The following is a 20248-nucleotide window of genomic DNA, read 5'->3' on the forward strand; positions in this document are numbered from 1 at the left end:
CGCGCGTGCCCCTCCGACGTGTCCGTCTGTGTGTCCGCCGCCTGAACCTCCCAGGGACCCGGCTCGTTCTCATGAACGACGAGCCGACCACCAGAACGGGAGAGACGCGTCATGAGCCCCCACGAGGAGTGCCCGTACCAGAACGGCCGGGTGGTCATCGATCCCGCCTTCAAGGCCGACGCCCCCGCGCGGTACGCCCGGCTACGGGAGTCCGGGCCCATCCACTCGGCCGAGTTCCACCTCGGCCTGAAGGGCTGGTTGATCGTCGACTACGACCTGGCCCGGGAGGCGCTGACCCACCCCGCCCTGCTCAAGGACGCCACGCCGGCCGCCGAGGCCCTGGCCGCCGCCGGCTACGTCCTGCACAAACCCTCGGTCGGGCTCGGCGCGCAGATGATGGAGGCCGACCCGCCCGAGCACACCCGTCTGCGCCGACTGGCCTCGGCCGCCTTCACCCCACGTCGTACGGCCGAACTGGCGCCGCGCATCGAGCAGATCGCCCACGACCTGATCGACACGCTGCCGCCGGCGGGCGAGGTCGACCTCGTCGAGGCGTTCAACGCCCCGCTGCCCTCCACGGTCATCGCCGAACTCCTCGGCATCCCCGAGGAGTACCACCTGGACTTCCGCCGCTGGTCGGCCCAGGCGCTCCAGGTGGCCTCACCCGGGCACCGCCCGGCACTGGCCGGTCTGCACGGGCTGCTGGCCGGCCTCGTCGCGGACAAACGCCGCAGTCCCCAGGACGACCTGCTGTCCGCCCTGGTCGCCGTGCGCGACGAGGAGGACGGCCGGCTCTCCGAGGAGGAACTCGTGGGCACGGCCATGATGCTGGTCGTCGCCGGCCACGAGAGCACCGTGAACCTGCTGGGCAACGCCGTGCTGGGCCTGCTGCAACACCCCGATCAGCTGCGGCAGTTGCGTGAGCGGCCCGAGCTGATGTCCGGCGCGGTGGAGGAGTTCCTGCGCTACGACACCTCTGTCGAGCGCTCCACCAGCCGCTACGCGGCGGAGGACATCGAACTGGGCGGGGTGCCGATCCCCCGGGGCAGCATGATCGTCGTCGCTCTCGGTGCGGCAGGGCGCGACGCCCCGCAGGCCGAGGGCGACGACCCCGCCGCTCTCGACGTGACCCGGCCGGGCGCCCGTCATCTGGCCTTCGGACACGGCATCCACTACTGCCTGGGCGCCCCGCTCGCCCGCCTGGAGACGACCATCGCCCTGAGCACCCTGCTCTCCCGCGTCCCCGAACTGGAACTCGCCGCCCCAGTGGACTCCTTGGAGTGGATCGGCTCCGGCATCATCCGCGGCGTGCTGTCCCTTCCGGTGCGCTACCGCGCCCGGTCCGTCTGACGGCCCGTACGACAAACGTCCCGGCCCGCGCCGTGGTGGCGCGGGCCGGGACGGAATCGGAGGAGTACGGCCGTCAGGCGGTCCGGGCTCGCAGCTGGCGGGACTTCCAGCCCAGCAGCAGGGCCTGCAGGATGAACCACACCCCGCCGCCCGTGGCGTACACCGACAGCACGTCGAGCGAGGGATTGTCGCCCGCGGCCTGAATGTTGTACGTGATGCCGACGAGGACGGACAGACCACCCGAGATCAGGGTCGGCCACTGCTTGCCGAACTCGGGACCGCGCCGCCGCACTCCCACGACCACCTGAGCGGCACCGGATACGAAGGCCCAGACGCCGAACACGTGGAGCGTCGCTGCTTCGCCGCCGGCTCCGGCGAGGCAGAGCGCGATGGCGGCCAGCGTGCTGAGCCCCCCGTTGAACGCGATGACCTGGCGCTCGGAACCGTTCGGGGTGGCGCGGTAGTCGATCACCGACGACACCGCGTCGATCAGCGGGTAGACGGCCAGCAGCGTGATGGCCGCCGCGTTGAGGTTCTCGTGGGCTCCGGCGAAGGCGAGGGCCCATGCCACGGCCAGCACGCCGCGGCCCAGGTACAGCTTCAGCAGGGAGGAGCGTTCGTCCGTGGCCGCCGGAGGCGCCGGCGTCGAGGTCTGCGTGCTCATGGTGGTTCGGCCTTTCTCAGGTCAGGGGATCGTCGTCGGCCCGGTCAGTACTGGGACGGGGAGACGCAGCGGAAGCTGGAGGCGACGGCCGGGTCGCCGCCCTGGTAGCGGGACACCTGCGGGTAGCTGCACAGGTCACGGGTGACGCTCTGCCCGGAGGCGTTGATCAGGGTGGCGGGCAGCGTCTTGGGCGCCGTGCCCTGCTCGACCCAGGCCGTCAGGGCACCGAGGTCGTCGGTCGTGCCGTCACCCTTGTTCAGGCCGCAGTGGACGGTGCCCGGGGCGAGGAAGAGACGGTAGAAGTCGTCGACCCGCTTGGCGCCGCCCATCTCCCGCTCGACCTGCTCGCGGTACTTCACGGTGCCCTGGGTGGGGATGAACTGGTCGGCCTGACCGTGCCAGGTCAGCAGCTTGCCGCCGGACTTGCGGAAGCCCGACAGGTCCGGGTCGTCCGTGCCGATGACCTTGTCGTACTCGGCCTCGGACTGCTTGAACAGCTGCGTGAACCGGCTGTAGGTGATCTTCGAGACGTCGAGGGACGGGTCCTTCGCCACCCAGAGCTTGACCCAGGCGGCGGGCACCGGGAACGGCGCTCCCGCGACGTTGCCGTCGGCGTCGGGCAGGGTGGTGTTCGCGAGACCCCCCAGGTCGGCCCCGACCGGGACGCCGTACCAGAGCTTCTCGCCCGAGGCGGTGCGCGGGCCGTCCCAGATCTTGCGCACCACGGCCGCGTCGGCCGCCGTGACGGTCAGCTCCTTGCCGTCGCACACGACCTTGGTGCCGATCAGCCGGCGCGGGTCGAAGTCGCACCGCTCCGGGTCGTTGACCAGGCCGTCCTTGACGCCGTCGAGCGGGTCACAGGCCTTGACGGCAGCGTCGGTGAAGGCCTTGAACTCACACTTCGACGGGTAGGTCTTCTCGTTGTTCATGACCACCTGCGGCCACAGGGTGGCGACCTCGAACTCGTCCCAGTTGACGGCGGGAGCATGGGCGAGGATGCCGTCGTAGTCGTCGGGGTAGCGCTGGGCCTCCATGTAGCCCTGGCGCCCGCCGGTGGAGCAGCCGTTGAAGTAGGAGTAGGCGGGGCGCTTGCCGTAGACCCCGTCGACGACCTCCTTGCCGACGACCGCCGCCTCGTGCTGGGAGCGGGAGGCGAAGTTCTTCAACAGCGCGGTGTTGACCTGGCCCTTGGCGTCCAGCGCCCAGCTGGTGTCGAGGGCGTCGCCGACACCGGCGTCGGTGGTGACGGCGGCGTAGCCGTTCTTGACCGCGGTGCCCAGGCCCACGTTGTTGTCACCGGCCAGGTAGGCGGCGCCGCCGAGTCCCTGGAAGCGGCCGTTCCAGCCGCTGACGGGCAGCCAGGTCCGCACCTTGGCGTGGTCGTCGGCGCCCGGGTGCGTGAGGGTGACGGTCACCTCGCAGAAGGCCGGGACGTCGGAGACCGACCCCTGCAGGACACCGGTACCGATGATGGTGCCGCCCTCCTGGCGGGCCGCCGTCACGGACTCCACCTCGGTACCGGCCGGGGCCTTCACGGACGGCACCGAGCAGGCGGACGGGGCGGAGGCGGAGCCGTTCTGGGACTCGGCCGAGGCGGTCGGCAGGCACACCGCCGCAGCCAGCGGCACACCGGCCGCGAGGACAGTCAGAAGTCGTCTCATTGCTTTCCCATCGAAAGAAGTAGGTGCGCGCCTGGCCGGTGGCGACACATGTGCGCGTGACATGAGCGGGACTGGGTGGGTCGACGGGTTCATCGCGGACGACGTCCGCACATATGTCTCCGTGACCTGTGTGCGCCCGAGGCGGCCTCGGGTTCACCGAAGACCGATCCGGACCGTATCACCGGTTAAGACGGTGACTTAAAGAGTGACTGAGAGGGTGAGTTCGCATTCCGGGGATCGAGTGATTCCGTCGCCCTCGGCCTGAATCCACTCTGGCCGCGCGTCACCTACCCCGACAACAGTCAGTTGACGGTCCAGACCCAGGGACACGGGCCGGGCGCCGTGAAGGACGTGTTAGGTCATTCGACGGTCTGCCCGGAGAGTCCAGGTTGACGTACTCGGGCGGCCGATCGTCCTCGCTGGAGAGATACGTCATGCTTGATCGGCCTTCTCGGACACGTCACTCGCGTGCCCCTCCCCCAGCCATCGCGAGTGGTGCCGCTGCGCCCACGACCGGCTGACGTATCCGGTGCGCATCCCCAGCCTCGCCTCGGGGTCCTCGAACGCCCTGCGCATGTGTCCGAGCAGGACGATGGTGATCGCCCAGGCCAGGACGTCGTGGACGAAGATCGCACTGGTGCGGGAGATGAAGGGCAGCAGCCCCATGAACCACATCAGCAGGCCGGTGAACATCATCACCGGCACAGCGCCGGCGATCCATCCCGCGTAGAGCTTCTGGCCCGCGTTGAACTTGCCGGCCGGGCGGGCCTCAGGGGAGGTCCGACGCCTGCGGACGGCGCGCAGCCACTGCCGGTCGTACACCGCGAAGCGGTTCAGTCTGCGCAGGTCCGCGCGGAAGGCGGAAGAGAAGAGCCCCAGCAGGGAGGGCAGGGGCAGCGAAATGCCCGACCACTCGTGGACCGTGACCATCAGGTGGCGCCGTCCGACGAGTTGGGCCAGCGGCGCGAGGTACAGACAGGCCGCGGAGACCAGGCACAGCAGCATCAGATAGCCGGTGGCCCGGTGAACGATGCGCTCGGCGGTGCTGAAACGGCGGACACGGCCGTCGTGTTCAGGCCGCGTCGCTGTGCCGGTCGGCGCCGTCGAGCCAGCCGTCGACCGCATAACCGCGCTCCTCCCAGTAGCCGGGAACGACCTTGTCGGTGACCGAGATGCCGGACAGCCACTTGGCCGACTTGTAGAAGTACATGGGGGCCACGAAGAGGCGGACCGGTCCTCCGTGCTCGTGGGTGATGGGCTTGTCCTGCATGTTCAGCGCCACGAGGACGTCCGAGCGGCGCGCCTGTTCCAGGGTGAGGCTCTCGCTGTAGGCGCCGTCGAAGCAGGTGAACCGGATCGCCGCGCCCGCAGAACGCACCCCGGCGTCGTCGAGGATGTCCGCCAGCTTCACACCCTCGAAGGGCGTCTTCTCCACGCGCCATCCGTCGGTGCACACGACGTCGTGGACGACCCGGGTCTGCGGCATCGCACGCAACTCGCCGAGCGTGTACGCCTTCGGCCGCTCCACCAGTCCGCCGACCTGGAGCTCGTAGTTCGTCTCGTCCTTGTGCGGCACCGAGCCGACGACGCTGTAGTACCGGAAGCCGCCCGGGTTGGGCAGCAGACCGGTCAGGCCCGTGGCGTCGATCTGAGAGGCGGCGCCGAGGAACCCCTCCCAGCCACGCTGGAGAGAGGGCGCGGCAGCGAGCCCCGCCGCGCCCGCGCCGAGCATGCCCAGCATCGCCCGCCGCCCCACTGGTGCGCCCCCGGCCCTCGCCTTCGGCTTTCCTGCCATGGTGTGTGCTCCTTCGGATGGGCGACGGTCCCGGCGAGACGGGGCGCGCGGACGGCACGGTCGGGCAAGCCCACACGTGTGACCTTTGCGGGCCTCGCACGACACCGTCACCGGTTTAACTGGTGACGATGCTGCCATGGGGTCCCGGAACTGTCAACAACGAACTGTTGGCGGCACGACACACACGTATGAGCCCGGGCCGGTCACACCACCGGCCGAGCAGGAGGACGACGGCTGCTACGCTCTCAGCGACGTAGACCGTGTATCGAGGAGTCGCAGACGTGGTGGGTGAAGACGACATCTCCGGATGAGATCCGGGTCTGACGGCCACCGGCCGGCGCTCAGGAGCGCTGCCGACGTGGTCCGTTTCGTCGTCCCCCTTTTCCACGTCTGCCCAGGGCAGAGGTCCAAGCTCTGCCCTCAGTCCCTTCGAGGTCGCTTCCATGTCCGACGCCGCCATCGTCTGCTCGAACCTCTCTTACGCCTGGCCCGACGACACCCCGGTCTTCCACGACCTGTCCTTCACCGTCACCACCGGCCGCACCGGCCTGGTCGCCCCCAACGGCTCCGGCAAGAGCACCCTGCTCAAGCTGATCGCCGGCCAACTCAAGCCCGCCACCGGCTCGGTGTCCGTCGGCGGCACACTGGGCTACCTCCCGCAGAGCCTCCCCCTGACCGGCAACCTCAAGGTCGCCGAGGTGCTCGGCGTCGCCGCGGTGATCCGGGCCCTGGACGCCGTGGAGTCCGGGGACGTCAGCGAGGAACACTTCGCCACCATCGGCGACGACTGGGACATCGAGGAGCGCACCCGCGCCCAGCTCGACCGCCTGGGGCTCGCCGACCTCACCCTGGACCGCAGCCTGAGCACGCTCAGCGGCGGCCAGGTCGTCTCGCTCGGCCTCGCCGCCCAACTGCTCAAGCGCCCCGACGTGCTGCTGCTCGACGAACCCACCAACAACCTCGACCTGGAGGCCCGGCACAAGCTCTACGACGTGCTCTCGGACTTCACCGGCTGCCTGCTGCTGGTCAGCCACGACCGCGCACTGCTCGACCGCATGGAACGCATCGCCGAGCTGGGCAGCGACGAACTGCGCTTCTACGGCGGCAACTTCACCGAGTACGAGGAGGCCGTGCGCGCCGAGCAGGAGGTCGCCGCGAAGAACGTCCGCAACGCCGAGCAGGAGCTGAAGCGGGAGAAGCGTGAGATGCAGCAGGCCCGCGAACGCGCCGAACGTCGCGCGAGCAACGCCGCCCGCAACCTCAAGAACGCCGGTCTGCCCCGCATCTTCGCCGGCAACATGAAGCGCGGCGCGCAGGAGTCCGCGGGCCGGGCCGGCCAGATGCACGCGGTCCGGGTCAGCGAGGCCAAGGCCCGCCTCGACGAGGCCGGGCGCGCACTGCGCGACGAGCAGCGCATCACCTTGGACCTGCCCGACACCCAGGTGCCCGCCGGGCGCAACCTCTTCCTCGGCGAGGGCATGCAGATCCGCCTCGGGGACAAGGCCGTGTTCGCCGCGGGCGGTGTCGACCTGACCGTCCGGGGCCCAGAACGCATCGCGCTGACTGGGCCCAACGGCGCCGGGAAGACGACCCTGATGCGGCTGATCACCGGCGAACTCGCCCCGGACGGCGGGGAGATCAAGCGCAACGACGGCCGGATCGCCTACCTCTCACAGCGCCTGGACCTGCTGGACCTGGACCGCACCGTGGCGGAGAACTTCGCCGCGTACGCCCCGGAGCGGCCCGAGGCGGAGCGGATGAACCTGCTCGCCCGTTTCCTCTTCCGGGGCGCGCGGGCCCACCTGCCGGTCGGGGTGCTCTCCGGCGGCGAACGGCTGCGCGCCACCCTGGCCTGCGTCCTGTGCGCCGAACCGGCCCCCCATCTCCTGCTGCTCGACGAGCCGACCAACAACCTCGACCTGGTCAACGCGGGCCGGCTGGAGAGCGCGCTCAACTCCTACCAGGGCGCCTTCATGGTGGTCAGCCACGACGAGCGGTTCCTCACCGAGATCGGCGTGAACCGCTGGCTGCGGCTGGCCGACGGGACGCTCAAGGAGACGGGAGCCCCCGCGGTGTGAGCCGCCCGCGTGTGCAGTGGCCCGCGTCCGAGGCAGCGCGCCCCGCGGGCCGACCACCGATCACGTTGGACGGTTCCTCATGCCCCAGCCCGCCCTGCTCGCCCACGACCTCGTCCGCAACCTGGGCGGCCGTCGCGTCCTCAACGGCATCTCCCTGACCGCCTCCCCCGGCCACCGCATCGGCCTGATCGGGGAGAACGGCGTCGGCAAGTCCACCCTGCTGCGCGTGCTCGCCGGCGTGGACGAACCCGACGCGGGAAGCGTCACCCGCCCCGCCGACCTCGGTTTCCTCCACCAGGAGATGCCGTACGACGCCGACTCCACCATCGCCGCGGTGCTGGACGAGGCGCTGCGCGAGGCCCGTGAGGACCTCGCCGAGCTGGACCGGCTCGGCGCGGAACTCGCCCGCGTCCCGGAGGACGACCCCGGCCACCAGGAACTCCTCGACACTTACGGCAGGCGACTTGAGCAGGCCCAGGACCGGGAATCCTGGGACGCCGACCGCCGCGCGGCCCTGGTGCTGGACGGCCTGGGCCTCGGCGCGTTCGCGCACGACCGCACGCTCGGTTCCCTCTCCGGCGGACAGCGCGGCCGACTGGCCCTGGCCGCCCTGCTCGTACGGCGGCCGTCGGCACTGCTGCTGGACGAGCCGACCAACCACCTGGACGACGGCGCCGCCGCCTTCCTCGAGGAGCAGATCCGCGGCCTGTCCGGAACCGTGGTCGTCGCCAGCCACGACCGGGCGTTCCTCGACGCCGTCTGCACCGACCTCGTCGACCTCGATCCGGCGGTGGACGGCCCGGTCCGCTACGGCGGCAACTACAGCGCCTACCTGGGCGAGAAGCGCGCCGAACGGGAGCGCTGGGAGCGGCGGTACGCCGAGGAACAGGACGAGCTGGCGGAGCTGCGGCACGCGGCGGGCGTGACCGCGCACCGGGTCGCGCCGGACCGGGGCCGCACCGACAACGAGAAGATGGGCTACGGCCACCGGGCCGGCCGGGTGCAGAACCAGATCTCCCGCCGGGTCCGCAACGCCGGCCGGCGGCTGGAGGAGCTGGAGCGCACCCGGGTCGCCGAGCCGCCGCGCCCGCTGCGGTTCGCGGCCGGGGAACTGGCCGCGCGTACCGAGGAGGGCCCGCGGCCCCTGGTGTCCCTGCACGACGTGCGGGTGCCCGGCCGGCTCGCGCCGGTCGGCCTGGAGGTGCCGGCGACGGACCGGCTGCTGATCACGGGCGGCAACGGGGCGGGCAAGTCGACGCTGCTCGCCGTGCTCGCCGGACATCTCCCGGCCGCGGGCGAGGTGTACCGGCGGCGCAGGCTGACGGTGGGGCTGCTCACGCAGGACACCGTGTTCGAGCGGCCCGACCGCACGGTCCGGGACACCTACGAGCTGTCGTTGGGCCCCGCGCGGGCCGAGAAGGTGCCGCTGGGCTCGCTCGGTCTGATGCATGAGGCGGACCTGGACAAACCGGTCGGACAGCTGTCCGTGGGGCAGCGCCGGCGCCTGGCCCTGGCCCTCCTGGTGGCCCGCCCTCCCCAGCTGCTGCTGCTCGACGAGCCCACCAACCACCTCTCCCCCGTCCTGTGCAACGAACTGGAGGCCGCGCTGGGTCCCGGCCCCGGCGCGATCGTCGTGGCGAGCCACGACCGCTGGCTTCGCCGACGGTGGCAGGGCCGCGAGCTCCGTCTGGAACCGGGCCGGGGCCGGCGGGAGGAGGCGGCGCCGCCCCGATCCGGGTCCTGACCCGTGCGGGCCGCGCGAGCTGCCCGGGTCCCGACCCGTGCGGGCCGCGCGAGCTGCCGTACGATCTCGATCGCGCCGTCGCGAGGGAGCACCGCCCGGAACGGTGACGGACCTTGCGCCCGACCGAAGTCACCTGTCAAAATGGTGATGTGAACCTTGACCATGTATTCGTATGCGGGCACCCGGCTCTCGACTTCGCGGCCACTCTCCGGGCCCGGCGCTCGACCCGGTTCGAGATGTTCGTGACGCCGGAGCGGCTGAATGCCTGGTACATCGAGTCCGGGCTGGTGGACACGATCACTCCCGGCCAGGAAGACGACGTCCGGGAAGCGACGACCGTCCGCGAGGCCATCTACCAGCTCGTCACCGACCGCCGTCGCGGCAAGGAGTTCGACCGGGAGGCGCTCGACACGGTCAACACCGCCGCGCGCAATACCCCCGTGACACCCCAGCTCACCCTGACCGGGCGGCTCACCGAGGCGACCCCGGAGCAGGCGCTGGCGACCGTCGCCCGGCAGGCCGTCGAACTGCTCAGCGGCCCGGACGTCCCCCTGATGAAGGAGTGCGACAACCCCGAGTGCACCCGGATCTACATCGACCGCTCCCGAGGCACACGGCGCCACTGGTGCGGCATGGAGTCCTGCGGCAACAAGATCAAGGCCGCCGCCTACCGCGCACGCAAGAAGACCGTGCCCGCCGCGCCCGCGCGCTGACCTCCCGACCCGAGGCGTCAGTCGTACCGGCGGATCACGGAACGCATCACTCGCGATACGTGTCAGTGCATCTGTACCTTTTCCGCGGACTCCGTCTGTTCCCGGTAGTCCCGGGGTGACGTCCCCATGACACGTTTGAACGCGGTGCTCAGGGCGCTGTCCGAGCCGTATCCCACCGCATGTGCGATGGAGGCGATGGTGTCCTCACCCTTGCGCAGTCGCTTGGCCGCGAGTTCGATCCGCCACGCCGTGAGGTACTCGTGCGGCGCTTGGCCGACCGCCTTCTTGAACCGCGTGGCGAGCACGGTGCGGGAGACCGATCCCGCCCGGGCCAGCTCGGCAACGGTCCATGGGTGCGCCGGGTCCCGGTGTACGCAGGCCAGCGCCGCGGTGACCGCGGGGTCGGCCAGGCCCGCGAGCCAGCCGGGGCCGGTGCCGGCCCCGCTCGCCAGGTGGGAGCGCAGAACGTGCACGAGCATGACGATCGCAAGGTGCTCCGCGACCAGGGTGGCTCCCATCTGCCGGTGCCGCAGTTCCTCGTCGATCGCGTCGAGCACCCAACGCACCGCCTGCGCCCGGCCCGTGCCGGCCGACAAGTGGATGACCGGCGGAAGCCCGTCAAGGAGCAGTTCCTGGGCCCGGGCGCCGAAGGAGAAGCGCCCGCCCAGGAGGTGCACGTCGTCGCCGTCGCCCGCGCGGGCCACACCCGCGTCGGCCCGCGCGAAGAGGGGACCCGCCGCGACGGCCGGCACCTGCGGGCCGCTGCGGAGCGTGAAGCCACGTCTGCGGGTCAGGAGGAAACAGTCGCCCTCCGACAGCGCGATGGACTCCGGCACCCCGTCGACCTCCAGCAGACACCTTCCGCGGCGCACGGCGTTGAACTTCACACCTGGAGGCGGCGGGAAGTCCACGGCCCAGTCGCCGCCCGCCACCAGGCCTGCGGAAACGTGACCGCAGGTGTCCAGCAGCGCAAGGACGTCTTCCAAGGGGTCCACGCGGCTTCCTTCTCCGGGCCGCCTGGCATGTCCCGGCCTCGTTGGGGCGGCTGCGCAGAACTGGCAGAACCTGCGGCTGCTTCAGCCTACAGGTGCGTGCGCACCGGCTCCCCCGTGCGGTGCGACGCAACGACAACGCTCGCGGTGCGAACGCTCACGCAAGTCCGCCGAACGTCCGAGCATGGCCGCCCCTGGTCATGGTCTCTAGGCTGGCGAGGGACGAGCAGGACACATACCTCTTCGTGTGTGGCCCGTCATCGGGAGCACGTGTCTGCCGCCCGGTCCCCTGGGCCGAGACATCCGCCCACCGCCGAACCCATGGTTCTCTTCGAGAAAGTCCTGCCCCGCATGACCAGCGCAGCGCACAGCGAACCCGTCATCCTGCTCGTCCACGGCGCCTGGCACGGCGCCTGGTGCTGGGAGCTGCTGGCTCCCGAACTCACCGCGCTCGGCTGGCGGGTGGAGACCGTCGACCTGCCTAGCGCGTCGGCCGATCCGGACAACACCGCCGGGATGTACGACGACGCCCACGTCGTCCGCGAGAAGCTGGCCGGTCTCGACGGGCCGGTGACAGTCCTCGCGCACTCCTACGGCGGGCTGCCCGCGACCGAGGCCGGCGCCGCCGACAACGTGTCCCGTCTGATCTACCTCTCCGCGTTCCAACTGGAGAAGGGGGAGTCCCTCTCGGGGCTGAGCGGCGGCGCGCTGCCCAGCGGCGAGACCGGCATTCTGCCGGCCCACGAGGACCCCAGGAACCACCTGTACGCGGACGTCCCGGACGACATCGCGCACCGGGCCGTCGACCGGCTGGTGCTGCAGACCGTGAAGTCCTTCAGCGAGCCCCTGACCACGGCAGCCTGGACGACCGTGCCCGCCACGTACATCGTCTGCGAGCAGGACCGGGCGGTGGATCCCGGGTTCCAGCAGCAGATGGCGGCCCGCTCGGAGCGGTCGTACCGGATCGCGGCCAGTCACTCGCCCTTCCTGTCCGTGCCCGCAGAACTGGCCCAGCTGATCACGAAGGACGCGGACCGCTGACCACGGCGGATCCGCTTGTCTCTGTTCAGAAGGAGCGGATGTTCGCCTTGACCTCGTGGAAGGTGTGCGGGCCTGGCGACCGGAAAACACGTGTGTGACACTGTCTGCTCGGCACGCGCTGCGCGGCGGGGAACCCCAGGCCGTCGGCGCCGACAGCGCCCTTCTGAGCGCGTGTTCCAGCGAGACAGTGCACCGACCGTTCCGGGTTCGGCCCTGCCCTGGTCGGCGTGCTGGCGAGTCACCTGAAAGGTATGACCACATTGCGTAAGAACCTGCTGCGGCTGGGAGTGACCATGGCCGGCGCCGTCGGCCTGTCCCTCGGCGCGGGCACCGCGTTCGCCACCCCGGCCGGTCCGGGAGTGACAGGCAAGATCATCTCCCAGACCACGTTCGACGGGAAGGACTACATCCTCCGCCAGATCACCATTCCCCCGGGCCAGAGCACGGGCTGGCACTACCACGACGGAACCCTCTACGGCTTCGTCCAGCACGGAACGCTCAGCCACTTCGACTCGGGCTGCAAGGCCGACGGTGTCTACAAGGCCGGCGGCGGCCTCACCGAGCCGTCCGGCGCGAACCACGTGCACATCGGCCGCAACCTCGGCACGACCGATGTCGTCCTCGACGTCCTGTACGTCCTGCCGCACGGCGCCCCGCTGTCGGAGGACGCCCCCAACCCGGGCTGCGACTTCCAGTAGGTCCTGGGCCGGGCTCGGCCGGGCAAACCGCGCTCGGCCGAGCCCAGGTGAACCACATGATGAGCCCGCCACGGCGACACACCATGGCGGGCTCATCACACAACAGGCCCCTGAGGCCCCTTCACACGTCCGCGGGGCGATCAGGACACCACGGGTCGGCCAAGAAGGCCGCCCTGATGTCCCGCGAGCGCGCCGCCGGGTGACGCGCCCGAGGGGGCGTCACGGACGGTTCGCCGACACACTTACCCGGCAGTACATCGAAGGGACCCTCGTGCGAGTGACGTCGTCGAGCCTCGGGAGGCCGAAGAAGGGCCACACGTCCTGCATGCGCAGGCACATCAGCGCTTATCGTGAAGAGTGAACATGCCGGACGAACGATCCGGCGTTGACACCTATCCGCACGGGACCCTCTGCGTGGGTAGCATGCGCAGCGTCATCCATATCGAGGGAGTGAACGGTTGTGACCAGCCAGTCAGCTGCCACGCTCCGATCGCGGTACGCAGAACAAGCCGCGTCGGACTTGGAGGAGAACCGCCGACGACAGCAGGAGCTGGCGGAGAAGATCACGGTGTTGAAGCAGGAGGAGGCCCTCCTGGCGGACATCCTCAACCTCGCCGAGCGGTACCAGGGATTCGCGGACGCGTCCCGTCTGCCCGAGCAGTTGCAGGACGAGGCCGTCGCCGCGAAGGCGAAGCGGGCGCCGGCCGGAGCCGCTTCACGGCGCTCGGGGTCGGCCAGGACCGCTCCGGCGGGCAGCACGGCGAAGGCCGGCGCGCAGGCGAAGTCGCGCCAGCCGCTGCTCGGTGACCTCCTGGCGGACCTGCTCGGCACGTACGAGGAGCCGCGGCTGGCGAAGGAGCTGCGGGACGAACTCCTCGAGAAGCACCCGGACCGCAACCCCACACCTCAGGTGGTGCGGAACACCCTCGAGTCCCTGGTCGCCAAGGGACGTATCAGGCGTCACAAGCAGCAGCGTTCCGTCATGTACACCCTGGTGAAGCCGGGTGCGGCGGGCAGCTCCGACTGACACCTGCGCTCGTCCCGCGGGAGATGGTCCGCAGCCGGTGCGGGACGGGTGAGGCATCTCAGGGCGATGCGCCAGGGTTTCCGCATCCGTCGACCGTGCCACCTGGTCGAGGTCGTCGACGGTCGGGTCGAGCATGAGTTCTCGACGCCGAGTTCCTCGAAGGCCCTACTCACAGGTGTGACCACGCCCGTCGGCGCGCCCGCCGCCGCAGGGACCCTATCCCCGCCACACGTTGTCGAACGCGGCGTTCTCGACGTCCCGCCGCAGTCGTACGGCCTCCAGCTGCGTCACCGCGTCGCCGACGGCGGCCAGTGCCGTCGTGACCGCGTCCGCGATGGGGCTCTCGCAGGCCTCGGACGGCTCCTCCCCGATCCCCACGGCCGCCAGCAGAGCGGCGAGGACGGGCTCGCCGGACACCCTGCGTTCCTCCGCACTGCGGCGTGCCTGCGGCACATCGGCCGGAGCGGTCCGTGCGGACCGTGGCCGGAACCCGTGGCCCCGTGGGTGGGTGACGAGCCCGGCCCGTTCCAGGTCGTCGACGTAGGCCGCGGCGAGCCCGCTGCCGCGGCGCCACAGCCATGCGTCGACCGTGTCGTACGGCTTCCGCCGGGTGAGCGAGGCGTCCGCCTGGTCCAGCAGACGGTCGCCGGTCGCCACCCGCGGGCCGGGCACCAGGCGGTCGCCTTCCACGCTCACCGCCCCGCTCTTCAGGAGATCGATCGCCTCGGCCCCCGCCAGCGCGAGGGACAGGTCGCCCTTCGCCACGGGCCGGTCGGACGGCAAGCCCAGGGCGACGAGTGCGAGGTCCCGTGCGGTGGTCATGAGTCCCTCCTCGTCTCCAGCAGGCGCAGCCACACCTCGCTGATGGTGGGGAAGGCGGGTACGGCGTGCCAGAGACGCTCGACCGGCACCTCCCCGGTGATGGCGACGGTGGCCGAGTACAGCAGCTCGCCGACGCCCGGTCCGACGAAGGTGGCGCCGACGACGACCTGACGGTCCCGATCGATGAGGATCCGGGCCCGGCCCCGGTAGTCGGGGCGGTACTGGACGGCGCCCGCGAGGTGACCGATCTCGTAGTCGACGACCTCGACGGCCCGGCCGGTGCGCTCGGCCTCGCGGACGGTCAGGCCCACGGTGGCGACCTCGGGGTCGGTGAAGACGACGCCCGGGACGGCCTCGAGGTCGGCCGTGCTGCTGTGCGGGGCCCAGCGGCCGACGTCCAGTTGCTCGCCCCGGGCCCGGCCGGCGATCACGGAACCGGCGATGCGGGCCTGGTACTTGCCCTGGTGGGTGAAGAGGGCGCGGCGGTTGACGTCGCCGACGCCGTACAACCAGTTCCCGGGGACGGCGGTGACGGTCAGGCTGTCGTCGGTGGCGAGCCAGTCACCCGGCTTCAGTCCCACGGTGTCGAGCCCGATGTCCTCCGAACGCGGAGCACGGCCGGTGGCGAAGAGGATCTCGTCGGCGACGATCTCACCGCCGTCGGACAGGGTCACACGGACCTCACCCTCGCCGCCGTCCACCCGCTCCGCGCCGACGACGGAGACGTTGAAACGTACGTCCGCACCGGCCTCCCGCAGACGCTCGGTGACCAGCTCCCCCGCGAACGGCTCCATGCGAGGCATCAGCCCGCTCTCCCGGGCGAGCAGGGTCACCCGGCTGCCCAGAGCCTGCCAGGCGGTGGCCATCTCGACGCCCACCACACCGGCGCCGACGATCACGAGGCGCTGCGGCAGCTGCTGGGCGCTGGTCGCCTCCCGGCTGGTCCAGGACCGCAGGTTCTCGATCCCGGGCAACGGGGGCAGGGCCGCGCGGCTGCCGGTGCACACGGCGACGGCGTGCCGGGCCCGCAGGCGGACGGTGTCACCGTCGGGGGTCTCCACCGACACCTCGCGCTCCCCCGCCAGCCGTCCGTGGCCGCGCAGCAGGTCGATGCCGGCCGACTTGACCCACTCGACCTGGCCGTCGTCCTTCCAGTCGGCGGACATGCGGTTGCGGTGCGCCAGGACGGCCTCGGCGTCCAACGGGCCCTTGACGGCGGGGTCGAGACCCGGAACCTGCACGGCGTCGGCGCGAAGCAGGACGGGGCGCAGCAGGGCCTTGCTGGGTTCGCAGGCCCAGTACGAGCACTCGCCGCCGACCAGTTCGCTCTCCACGATGACGGTGCTCAGGCCCGCGGCGGTGGTGCGGTCCGCGACGTTCTCGCCGACCGGACCTGCGCCGATCACGATGACGTCGTACGTGCGGATGTTCTCGGTCGTCATGTGTCCTCCGGTGGCTGGATGACGGTCGGATAGGTGTCGTGGTCCGTGGTGGGTGGCGGTCTCAGCGCCCGGGGGCACGCTCGGTGACCTCCTGGAGGAACCACTCGTTGCCGTCGAGGTCCCTGAAGGCGGCGAAGGTGCCGTAGCTGGCCCGCTCGGGGTGCAGGCCGGGCACCCGGTGGGAGCCACCGGCGTGGTGGAAGGCGCCGGTCTCGTCGCGGAACGGGCCGGAGACCTCCACACCTCGGGAGGTCAGCTCCTCCTGGGCCTTGACGATGTCGGTGACGGTCAGCTGGAGGCCGTGGAGCGTGCCCGCCTCCTGCCGGGTGAGGCCCTGCCCGAAGATGATCGAGCACTCGGAGCCGGGCGGGGTCACCTGCACGATCCGGTAGCCGTCGTTGATCGGGAAGTCGGCGTCGAGACGCCAGCCGAGCTGCTCCACGTAGAAACCCTTGGCGCGGTCCACGTCGGAGACGGGCAGGATGACGACTTCGAGCTTCATGTCCATGGTTGTGCTCTCGCTTTCGATGGTTCGGTCATGGGTTGTGAGCCTTGAGACCACACTCGTCACCGGTGCTCACACGCACCGGCGCGGGCCGTGCTCTCAGTGTCGGCCGCGATGAACACGTGCCGCTTCGGTCACCTGACGGTGTTTTCCGGCCGGGGCCGACCGCGTTGGCCACGTTGTCACCGAAGCCATCAGCACCTGGCGGCCTTCGGATACGTGTGAATGTCGGGTGCTCTGCCGTCAGAGGCCATCGACCGAGCACGGCCCCGGAGAGCCGGCACAAGGTGGACCAGGTCGCCCTCGGTGACTCCTACGCCTCCGCACCGCTCGTGCCCACCCAGGTCGACGCGACCTGTCTGCGCTCCAGCCAGAACTACCCCTCGCTGGTGGCGCTTTCGCGGTCCGCGACGCTGACGGACGTCGGCTGCTCCGGTCCCCACACCGCCGACATGACGGACCCGCAGGCCGACGGTGTGCCGGCACCTTCGCCCCTGAGACGCCGGCCGCGCCGGTGCACCCCAACGCCACTGATGAGAGCGCGATGGCCACCGCCGTCGAGGCTGTTCTCACGCGTCACGGCCGGCACAACTGGCGTTCCCTTCACAGCGAGGCGACCTGTCCGGCACGATCCGGTCCCGGACCGGTCATCTCGCCTCCGCCCGCGCAGGCCCATCGGCCCGCGCGTCAGAGAAAGCTCGAAGCGGCCGGGCCGTATCCCGACAGCGCCGCGCTCTCCGCCCAGTTCCACACCTGCGGGTCCGTCGGCCAGTCGGACGGGCAGTCACGCTCCTCGGAGCTTGCCGCGCCTCGGGACACCTGCTCGCCGGAGACACGGTCGAGTTCCGAGCGACGATGCTTGGCAGTCCGTACGTGTGTGTGCGTCAGGGAGGCCATGTCCTGCTCTCGCTCTTCGTTCGACGGTGTGGGTGTGGCGCTGAGGGGGTGGCGGGTCCCGTGCAAGGGGGCGTGGAGGGGAACACGGGACCCGCGGTCCTGGGGAGGGACGGATCAGGCGGCGGCGCTGGCGTTGATGGTCACCGGGATGTTGTCGCGCGTGGCCTTGGAGTACGGGCAGATCTGGTGAGCGGCGCGCGCGAGCTCGTCGGCGGTGGCCTGGTCGACACCGCCGAGAACGGGGGTGAGCACCGCGGAGAGTGAGAACTCGCCGTCGTCGCCGTGCGCGAGGGTGATCTCCGCGGTGATGGTGGTGCTGGTGAGCCGGATCTTGCGAGTGGTGGCGGCGCGGCGCAGGGCGCCGAGGAAGCAGGCGGCCCAGCCGGCGGCCAGGAGCTGCTCGGGGTTGGTCGCGGTGCCTGCGCCGCCGAACTCCTTGGGGAGGGCGAGGCTGGTCTCCAGCAGACCGTCGGAGGAGCGGGCGTGACCGCCGTTGCGGCCCTCTCCGTCGACGTCGACAACGGCGGTGTAGCTGACTGCCATGACTGGTGCTCCCCATCTGGATCGAAAGGTCTTCGGTCGCCCTGCTGACCAGGACACTCTTCGCGTCACTGGTTGAAGCGGTGACGCAATCATGGCAGCCCTTCTCGTCACCCGTCAAGGCAGTGATGTGCGACGTTCCATGGCCGCCTCTCCCACGGCGGGCCGGTCCACCTCCGACCGGCGGCACACCACAGCCGACAGCGTGCCTGCTCGCGGCGGTTGCACATGTCCCCTGCCGCACGCGTGACATGTCCCAGCTGTGCCATCGGTATCGAGTGACACATGCCTCACGGCCGTCGGGTTCTGGAGGTGTCCGGCGAGGGCATCGAGGACTACGCCGCCACGGCCGGCGCCTTCCGCGCCATGATGAGCAACCTCACGCCGGAGATGTTCCCCGGTGACCCGGAGCGGGCCGCCGAGGCGATCTACCAGGCCGTCAATGCCCCGGAGTTGGCCCACTGGGTCGTCCTGGGCAGCGACGCCCAGCGGCGCATCGGCGTCAAACTCGACCAGCTGCGGGCCGAGTTCGAGACCGGCAAGGAGCTGGCGTTCAGCACGGACTTCCCGGGTGCCGCCGACAACGCGGAACCGTCGCTGGACAGCCGAGAACGCCGCGACGGCGGCAGCTGGTCGGGCCATCTGCCGCCATCGGCGGTCATCCTGTGTGGTGCGATCGGCCGGGGTAGGTCCGGCCGGGGTCAGACGGTGATGGTCTTGTACTCGGTGTAGGTGCCGAGGCCGACTGCCCCGTACTCGCGGCCGATGCCGCTGGCCTTGAAGCCGCCGAACGGGCCGTCGAAGGCGACGGAGGCGCCATTGATGGTGACGGTTCCGGTGCGGACGCGGCGGGCGACCGCCAGGGCGTGCTCCTCGTCGGAGGACCAGACACCGCCGGAGAGGCCGTACTCGGAGTCGTTGGCGATACGGACGGCGTCGTCCTCGTCGTCGTAGGCGATGACCACCAGGACGGGGCCGAAGATCTCCTCCTGCGCGATGCGCATGGAGTTGTCGACGTCGGCGAAGACCGTGGGCGTGACGTAGTTGCCCTTCTCCAGGCCCTCGGGGATCTGCGGGCCGCCGGTGACCAGGCGGGCGCCCTCGTCGATGCCGAGCTGAATGTAGTTGCGCACCCGCTCCTGCTGGTCGGGACGGATCATCGGGCCGATGAAGGTGTCGGGGTCGCCCGGGTCGCCGACCCTCAGCGACTCCACCAACTCCTTCAGCGCGGTCACGACCTCCTCGTACCGGCTGCGCGGGGCCAGGAGCCTGGTCTGGGCGATGCACGACTCGCCGTTGTTGAGCAGGGAGCCGAACTTCACGCCCGCGACGGCCTTCTCGATGTCGGCGTCGGGGAGGATGATGGCGGCGGACTTGCCGCCCAGTTCCAGGCTGACCCGCTTGAGCTGCTCGCCGGCGATCGCGGCGATGCGGCGGCCTGCCTGTGTCGAGCCGGTGAAGGCGATCTTGTCGATGTCCTTGTGCGACACCAGGTACTCACTGGTCTCCCGGTCCGCGGGCAGAACGCTGATCACGCCCTTGGGCAGGCCCACCTGCTCCAGCAGCTCAGCCAGGAAGCCCATGCTCAGCGAGTTCTCCGGGGACACCTTGAGGACCACGGAGTTGCCGGCGACCAGGGCGGGGATGACCTTCGAGGTGGCGGAGGAGAAGGGCGAGTTCCAGGGGATCACCGCGGCCACGACGCCGACCGCCTCGCGGCGCACCACGCTGCGCACCGGGGACGCGGGGTCGGAGGGCACGAGCGTCTCCTCCCAGCCGAACTCCTCCGCCGCCTTCAGGTAGGCGTTCGCCTGCCGGGTCAGGCCGGGCTGTCCGGCACGGGTGAACCATCCGGCGGAACCGTTCTCCAGCGAGATCAGGTGCGCGATCTTCTCCGCGTTCTCCTCGCGCAGCGCGTTGAACCGCCGCAGGACCGCGATCCGCTCCGCCGGCGCGGTCAGACGCCACTCGCCCGCCTCGAAGGACACCCGTGCCGCGGCAACCGCGCGGTCGATGTCCGCCGGCTGCGCCTGCGCGGCACGGCCGACCACCGACCGGTCATGCGGCGAGGCGATGTCGAGCAGCTCAGGGTTGCTCGGCTCGACCCAGGAACCTCCGATGAAAAGCCGGTCGTAGGTGATCATGTGCTTTCTCTCTTCCGGTGCTTTCGGTTCAGTCCGTTCGGACGCGCCATAAAACAACTGCCACGTCAATGTAGCACTTCTCTTTGTTAGCTGCACATCAACGTGCTTACAAAGCTTTGATCCTCTACATTGACG

19 protein-coding genes are annotated in these 20248 nt (G+C 70.6%); 8 read left to right on the forward strand and 11 right to left on the reverse strand.

The genetic code is table 11. From position 1 onward, the window contains the following. The first annotated feature begins 111 nt into the window (after positions 1 to 111). Positions 112 to 1350: a cytochrome P450 family protein gene (locus IEY95_RS43050; protein WP_189191732.1), complete on the forward strand. Its 1239-nt coding sequence runs from the start codon at positions 112 to 114 to the stop codon at positions 1348 to 1350. 73 nt (positions 1351 to 1423) lie between these two features. Here the strand turns inward: IEY95_RS43050 and IEY95_RS43055 are convergent, their stop codons facing one another. The 4 genes from IEY95_RS43055 to IEY95_RS43070 all read right to left on the reverse strand — a co-directional run bounded on the left by IEY95_RS43055 (position 1424) and on the right by IEY95_RS43070 (position 5470). Continuing rightward, positions 1424 to 2014, reverse strand: coding sequence for a DUF308 domain-containing protein (locus IEY95_RS43055; protein ID WP_189191733.1), 591 nt, complete (start codon positions 2012 to 2014; stop codon positions 1424 to 1426). Between the two features lie 44 nt (positions 2015 to 2058). Further along, positions 2059 to 3675, reverse strand: a complete 1617-nt coding sequence (locus IEY95_RS43060) for a tannase/feruloyl esterase family alpha/beta hydrolase (protein WP_189191734.1) — start codon at positions 3673 to 3675, stop codon at positions 2059 to 2061. 432 nt (positions 3676 to 4107) lie between these two features. Beyond that, complete coding sequence (locus tag IEY95_RS43065; protein WP_189191735.1) at positions 4108 to 4800, reverse strand: cytochrome b/b6 domain-containing protein; 693 nt, start codon at positions 4798 to 4800, stop codon at positions 4108 to 4110. Continuing rightward, positions 4748 to 5470, reverse strand: a complete 723-nt coding sequence (locus IEY95_RS43070) for a molybdopterin-dependent oxidoreductase (RefSeq protein ID WP_229703756.1) — start codon at positions 5468 to 5470, stop codon at positions 4748 to 4750. The genes IEY95_RS43065 and IEY95_RS43070 overlap by 53 nt, the downstream gene beginning before the upstream one ends. A 443-nt stretch (positions 5471 to 5913) precedes the next feature. On the opposite strand from IEY95_RS43070, the gene abc-f reads away from it, so the two are divergent. The 3 genes from abc-f to IEY95_RS43085 all read left to right on the forward strand — a co-directional run bounded on the left by abc-f (position 5914) and on the right by IEY95_RS43085 (position 10005). Beyond that, the gene (gene abc-f / locus IEY95_RS43075) at positions 5914 to 7548 is read left to right on the forward strand and encodes a ribosomal protection-like ABC-F family protein (RefSeq protein ID WP_189191736.1); all 1635 of its coding nucleotides are present in this window, start codon (positions 5914 to 5916) and stop codon (positions 7546 to 7548) included. Between the two features lie 79 nt (positions 7549 to 7627). Then, positions 7628 to 9292 carry an ABC-F family ATP-binding cassette domain-containing protein gene (locus IEY95_RS43080; RefSeq protein ID WP_189191737.1) on the forward strand — a complete coding sequence of 555 codons (1665 nt, stop codon included), beginning with the start codon at positions 7628 to 7630 and terminating at the stop codon, positions 9290 to 9292. 149 nt (positions 9293 to 9441) lie between these two features. After that, positions 9442 to 10005: a CGNR zinc finger domain-containing protein gene (locus tag IEY95_RS43085; protein WP_189191738.1), complete on the forward strand. Its 564-nt coding sequence runs from the start codon at positions 9442 to 9444 to the stop codon at positions 10003 to 10005. Positions 10006 to 10067: 62 nt separating this feature from the next. Here the strand turns inward: IEY95_RS43085 and IEY95_RS43090 are convergent, their stop codons facing one another. Then, the gene (locus tag IEY95_RS43090) at positions 10068 to 11000 is read right to left on the reverse strand and encodes an AraC family transcriptional regulator (protein ID WP_189191739.1); all 933 of its coding nucleotides are present in this window, start codon (positions 10998 to 11000) and stop codon (positions 10068 to 10070) included. 348 nt (positions 11001 to 11348) lie between these two features. On the opposite strand from IEY95_RS43090, the gene IEY95_RS43095 reads away from it, so the two are divergent. The 3 genes from IEY95_RS43095 to IEY95_RS43105 all read left to right on the forward strand — a co-directional run bounded on the left by IEY95_RS43095 (position 11349) and on the right by IEY95_RS43105 (position 13763). After that, complete coding sequence (locus IEY95_RS43095) at positions 11349 to 12038, forward strand: alpha/beta fold hydrolase (protein WP_189191740.1); 690 nt, start codon at positions 11349 to 11351, stop codon at positions 12036 to 12038. A gap of 293 nt (positions 12039 to 12331) precedes the next feature. Next, a complete protein-coding gene (locus IEY95_RS43100) occupies positions 12332 to 12736 on the forward strand; it encodes a cupin domain-containing protein (RefSeq protein ID WP_189191831.1) in 405 nt (134 codons plus the stop codon). A gap of 460 nt (positions 12737 to 13196) precedes the next feature. Continuing rightward, positions 13197 to 13763, forward strand: coding sequence for a hypothetical protein (locus IEY95_RS43105; RefSeq protein ID WP_189191741.1), 567 nt, complete (start codon positions 13197 to 13199; stop codon positions 13761 to 13763). A gap of 216 nt (positions 13764 to 13979) precedes the next feature. On the opposite strand, the gene IEY95_RS43110 is transcribed toward IEY95_RS43105, so the two are convergent. The 5 genes from IEY95_RS43110 to IEY95_RS43130 all read right to left on the reverse strand — a co-directional run bounded on the left by IEY95_RS43110 (position 13980) and on the right by IEY95_RS43130 (position 17972). Then, complete coding sequence (locus IEY95_RS43110) at positions 13980 to 14585, reverse strand: GOLPH3/VPS74 family protein (RefSeq protein WP_189191742.1); 606 nt, start codon at positions 14583 to 14585, stop codon at positions 13980 to 13982. Further along, the gene (locus IEY95_RS43115) at positions 14582 to 16027 is read right to left on the reverse strand and encodes a dihydrolipoyl dehydrogenase family protein (protein ID WP_189191743.1); all 1446 of its coding nucleotides are present in this window, start codon (positions 16025 to 16027) and stop codon (positions 14582 to 14584) included. Before IEY95_RS43115 ends, IEY95_RS43110 begins: the two co-directional genes overlap by 4 nt. Before the next feature lie 61 nt (positions 16028 to 16088). Further along, positions 16089 to 16535, reverse strand: a complete 447-nt coding sequence (locus IEY95_RS43120) for a VOC family protein (protein WP_189191744.1) — start codon at positions 16533 to 16535, stop codon at positions 16089 to 16091. Between the two features lie 684 nt (positions 16536 to 17219). Next, the gene (locus IEY95_RS43125; RefSeq protein ID WP_189191745.1) at positions 17220 to 17429 is read right to left on the reverse strand and encodes a hypothetical protein; all 210 of its coding nucleotides are present in this window, start codon (positions 17427 to 17429) and stop codon (positions 17220 to 17222) included. Positions 17430 to 17543: 114 nt separating this feature from the next. Next, positions 17544 to 17972 (reverse strand): organic hydroperoxide resistance protein, encoded by a 429-nt coding sequence (locus tag IEY95_RS43130; protein WP_189191746.1) that lies wholly within the window; start codon positions 17970 to 17972, stop codon positions 17544 to 17546. Between the two features lie 282 nt (positions 17973 to 18254). Here IEY95_RS43130 and IEY95_RS49780 point away from each other — a divergent pair, with 282 nt between their 5' ends. After that, positions 18255 to 18701 carry a Rossmann-fold NAD(P)-binding domain-containing protein gene (locus IEY95_RS49780; RefSeq protein ID WP_229703757.1) on the forward strand — a complete coding sequence of 149 codons (447 nt, stop codon included), beginning with the start codon at positions 18255 to 18257 and terminating at the stop codon, positions 18699 to 18701. On the opposite strand, the gene IEY95_RS43140 is transcribed toward IEY95_RS49780, so the two are convergent. Then, positions 18671 to 20113: an aldehyde dehydrogenase gene (locus tag IEY95_RS43140; RefSeq protein ID WP_189191747.1), complete on the reverse strand. Its 1443-nt coding sequence runs from the start codon at positions 20111 to 20113 to the stop codon at positions 18671 to 18673. The two genes, IEY95_RS49780 and IEY95_RS43140, sit on opposite strands and share 31 nt — an antisense overlap. Positions 20114 to 20248: the final 135 nt, after the last annotated feature.

Origin of the sequence: Streptomyces albiflavescens (genome assembly GCF_014645835.1) — a bacterium.
Lineage (GTDB): Bacteria > Actinomycetota > Actinomycetes > Streptomycetales > Streptomycetaceae > Streptomyces > Streptomyces albiflavescens.

Coding starts and splice junctions, on each gene's coding strand:
- IEY95_RS43050 (WP_189191732.1), top strand. CDS start 112: ATGAGCCCCCACGAGGAGTGCCCGTACCAGAACGGCCGGGTGGTCATC.
- IEY95_RS43055 (WP_189191733.1), bottom strand. CDS start 2,014: ATGAGCACGCAGACCTCGACGCCGGCGCCTCCGGCGGCCACGGACGAA.
- IEY95_RS43060 (WP_189191734.1), bottom strand. CDS start 3,675: ATGAGACGACTTCTGACTGTCCTCGCGGCCGGTGTGCCGCTGGCTGCG.
- IEY95_RS43065 (WP_189191735.1), bottom strand. CDS start 4,800: ATGCGGTCGACGGCTGGCTCGACGGCGCCGACCGGCACAGCGACGCGG.
- IEY95_RS43070 (WP_229703756.1), bottom strand. CDS start 5,470: ATGGCAGGAAAGCCGAAGGCGAGGGCCGGGGGCGCACCAGTGGGGCGG.
- abc-f (WP_189191736.1), top strand. CDS start 5,914: ATGTCCGACGCCGCCATCGTCTGCTCGAACCTCTCTTACGCCTGGCCC.
- IEY95_RS43080 (WP_189191737.1), top strand. CDS start 7,628: ATGCCCCAGCCCGCCCTGCTCGCCCACGACCTCGTCCGCAACCTGGGC.
- IEY95_RS43095 (WP_189191740.1), top strand. CDS start 11,349: ATGACCAGCGCAGCGCACAGCGAACCCGTCATCCTGCTCGTCCACGGC.
- IEY95_RS43100 (WP_189191831.1), top strand. CDS start 12,332: ATGGCCGGCGCCGTCGGCCTGTCCCTCGGCGCGGGCACCGCGTTCGCC.
- IEY95_RS43110 (WP_189191742.1), bottom strand. CDS start 14,585: ATGACCACCGCACGGGACCTCGCACTCGTCGCCCTGGGCTTGCCGTCC.
- IEY95_RS43115 (WP_189191743.1), bottom strand. CDS start 16,027: ATGACGACCGAGAACATCCGCACGTACGACGTCATCGTGATCGGCGCA.
- IEY95_RS43120 (WP_189191744.1), bottom strand. CDS start 16,535: ATGGACATGAAGCTCGAAGTCGTCATCCTGCCCGTCTCCGACGTGGAC.
- IEY95_RS43125 (WP_189191745.1), bottom strand. CDS start 17,429: ATGGCCTCCCTGACGCACACACACGTACGGACTGCCAAGCATCGTCGC.
- IEY95_RS43130 (WP_189191746.1), bottom strand. CDS start 17,972: ATGGCAGTCAGCTACACCGCCGTTGTCGACGTCGACGGAGAGGGCCGC.
- IEY95_RS49780 (WP_229703757.1), top strand. CDS start 18,255: ATGCCTCACGGCCGTCGGGTTCTGGAGGTGTCCGGCGAGGGCATCGAG.
- IEY95_RS43140 (WP_189191747.1), bottom strand. CDS start 20,113: ATGATCACCTACGACCGGCTTTTCATCGGAGGTTCCTGGGTCGAGCCG.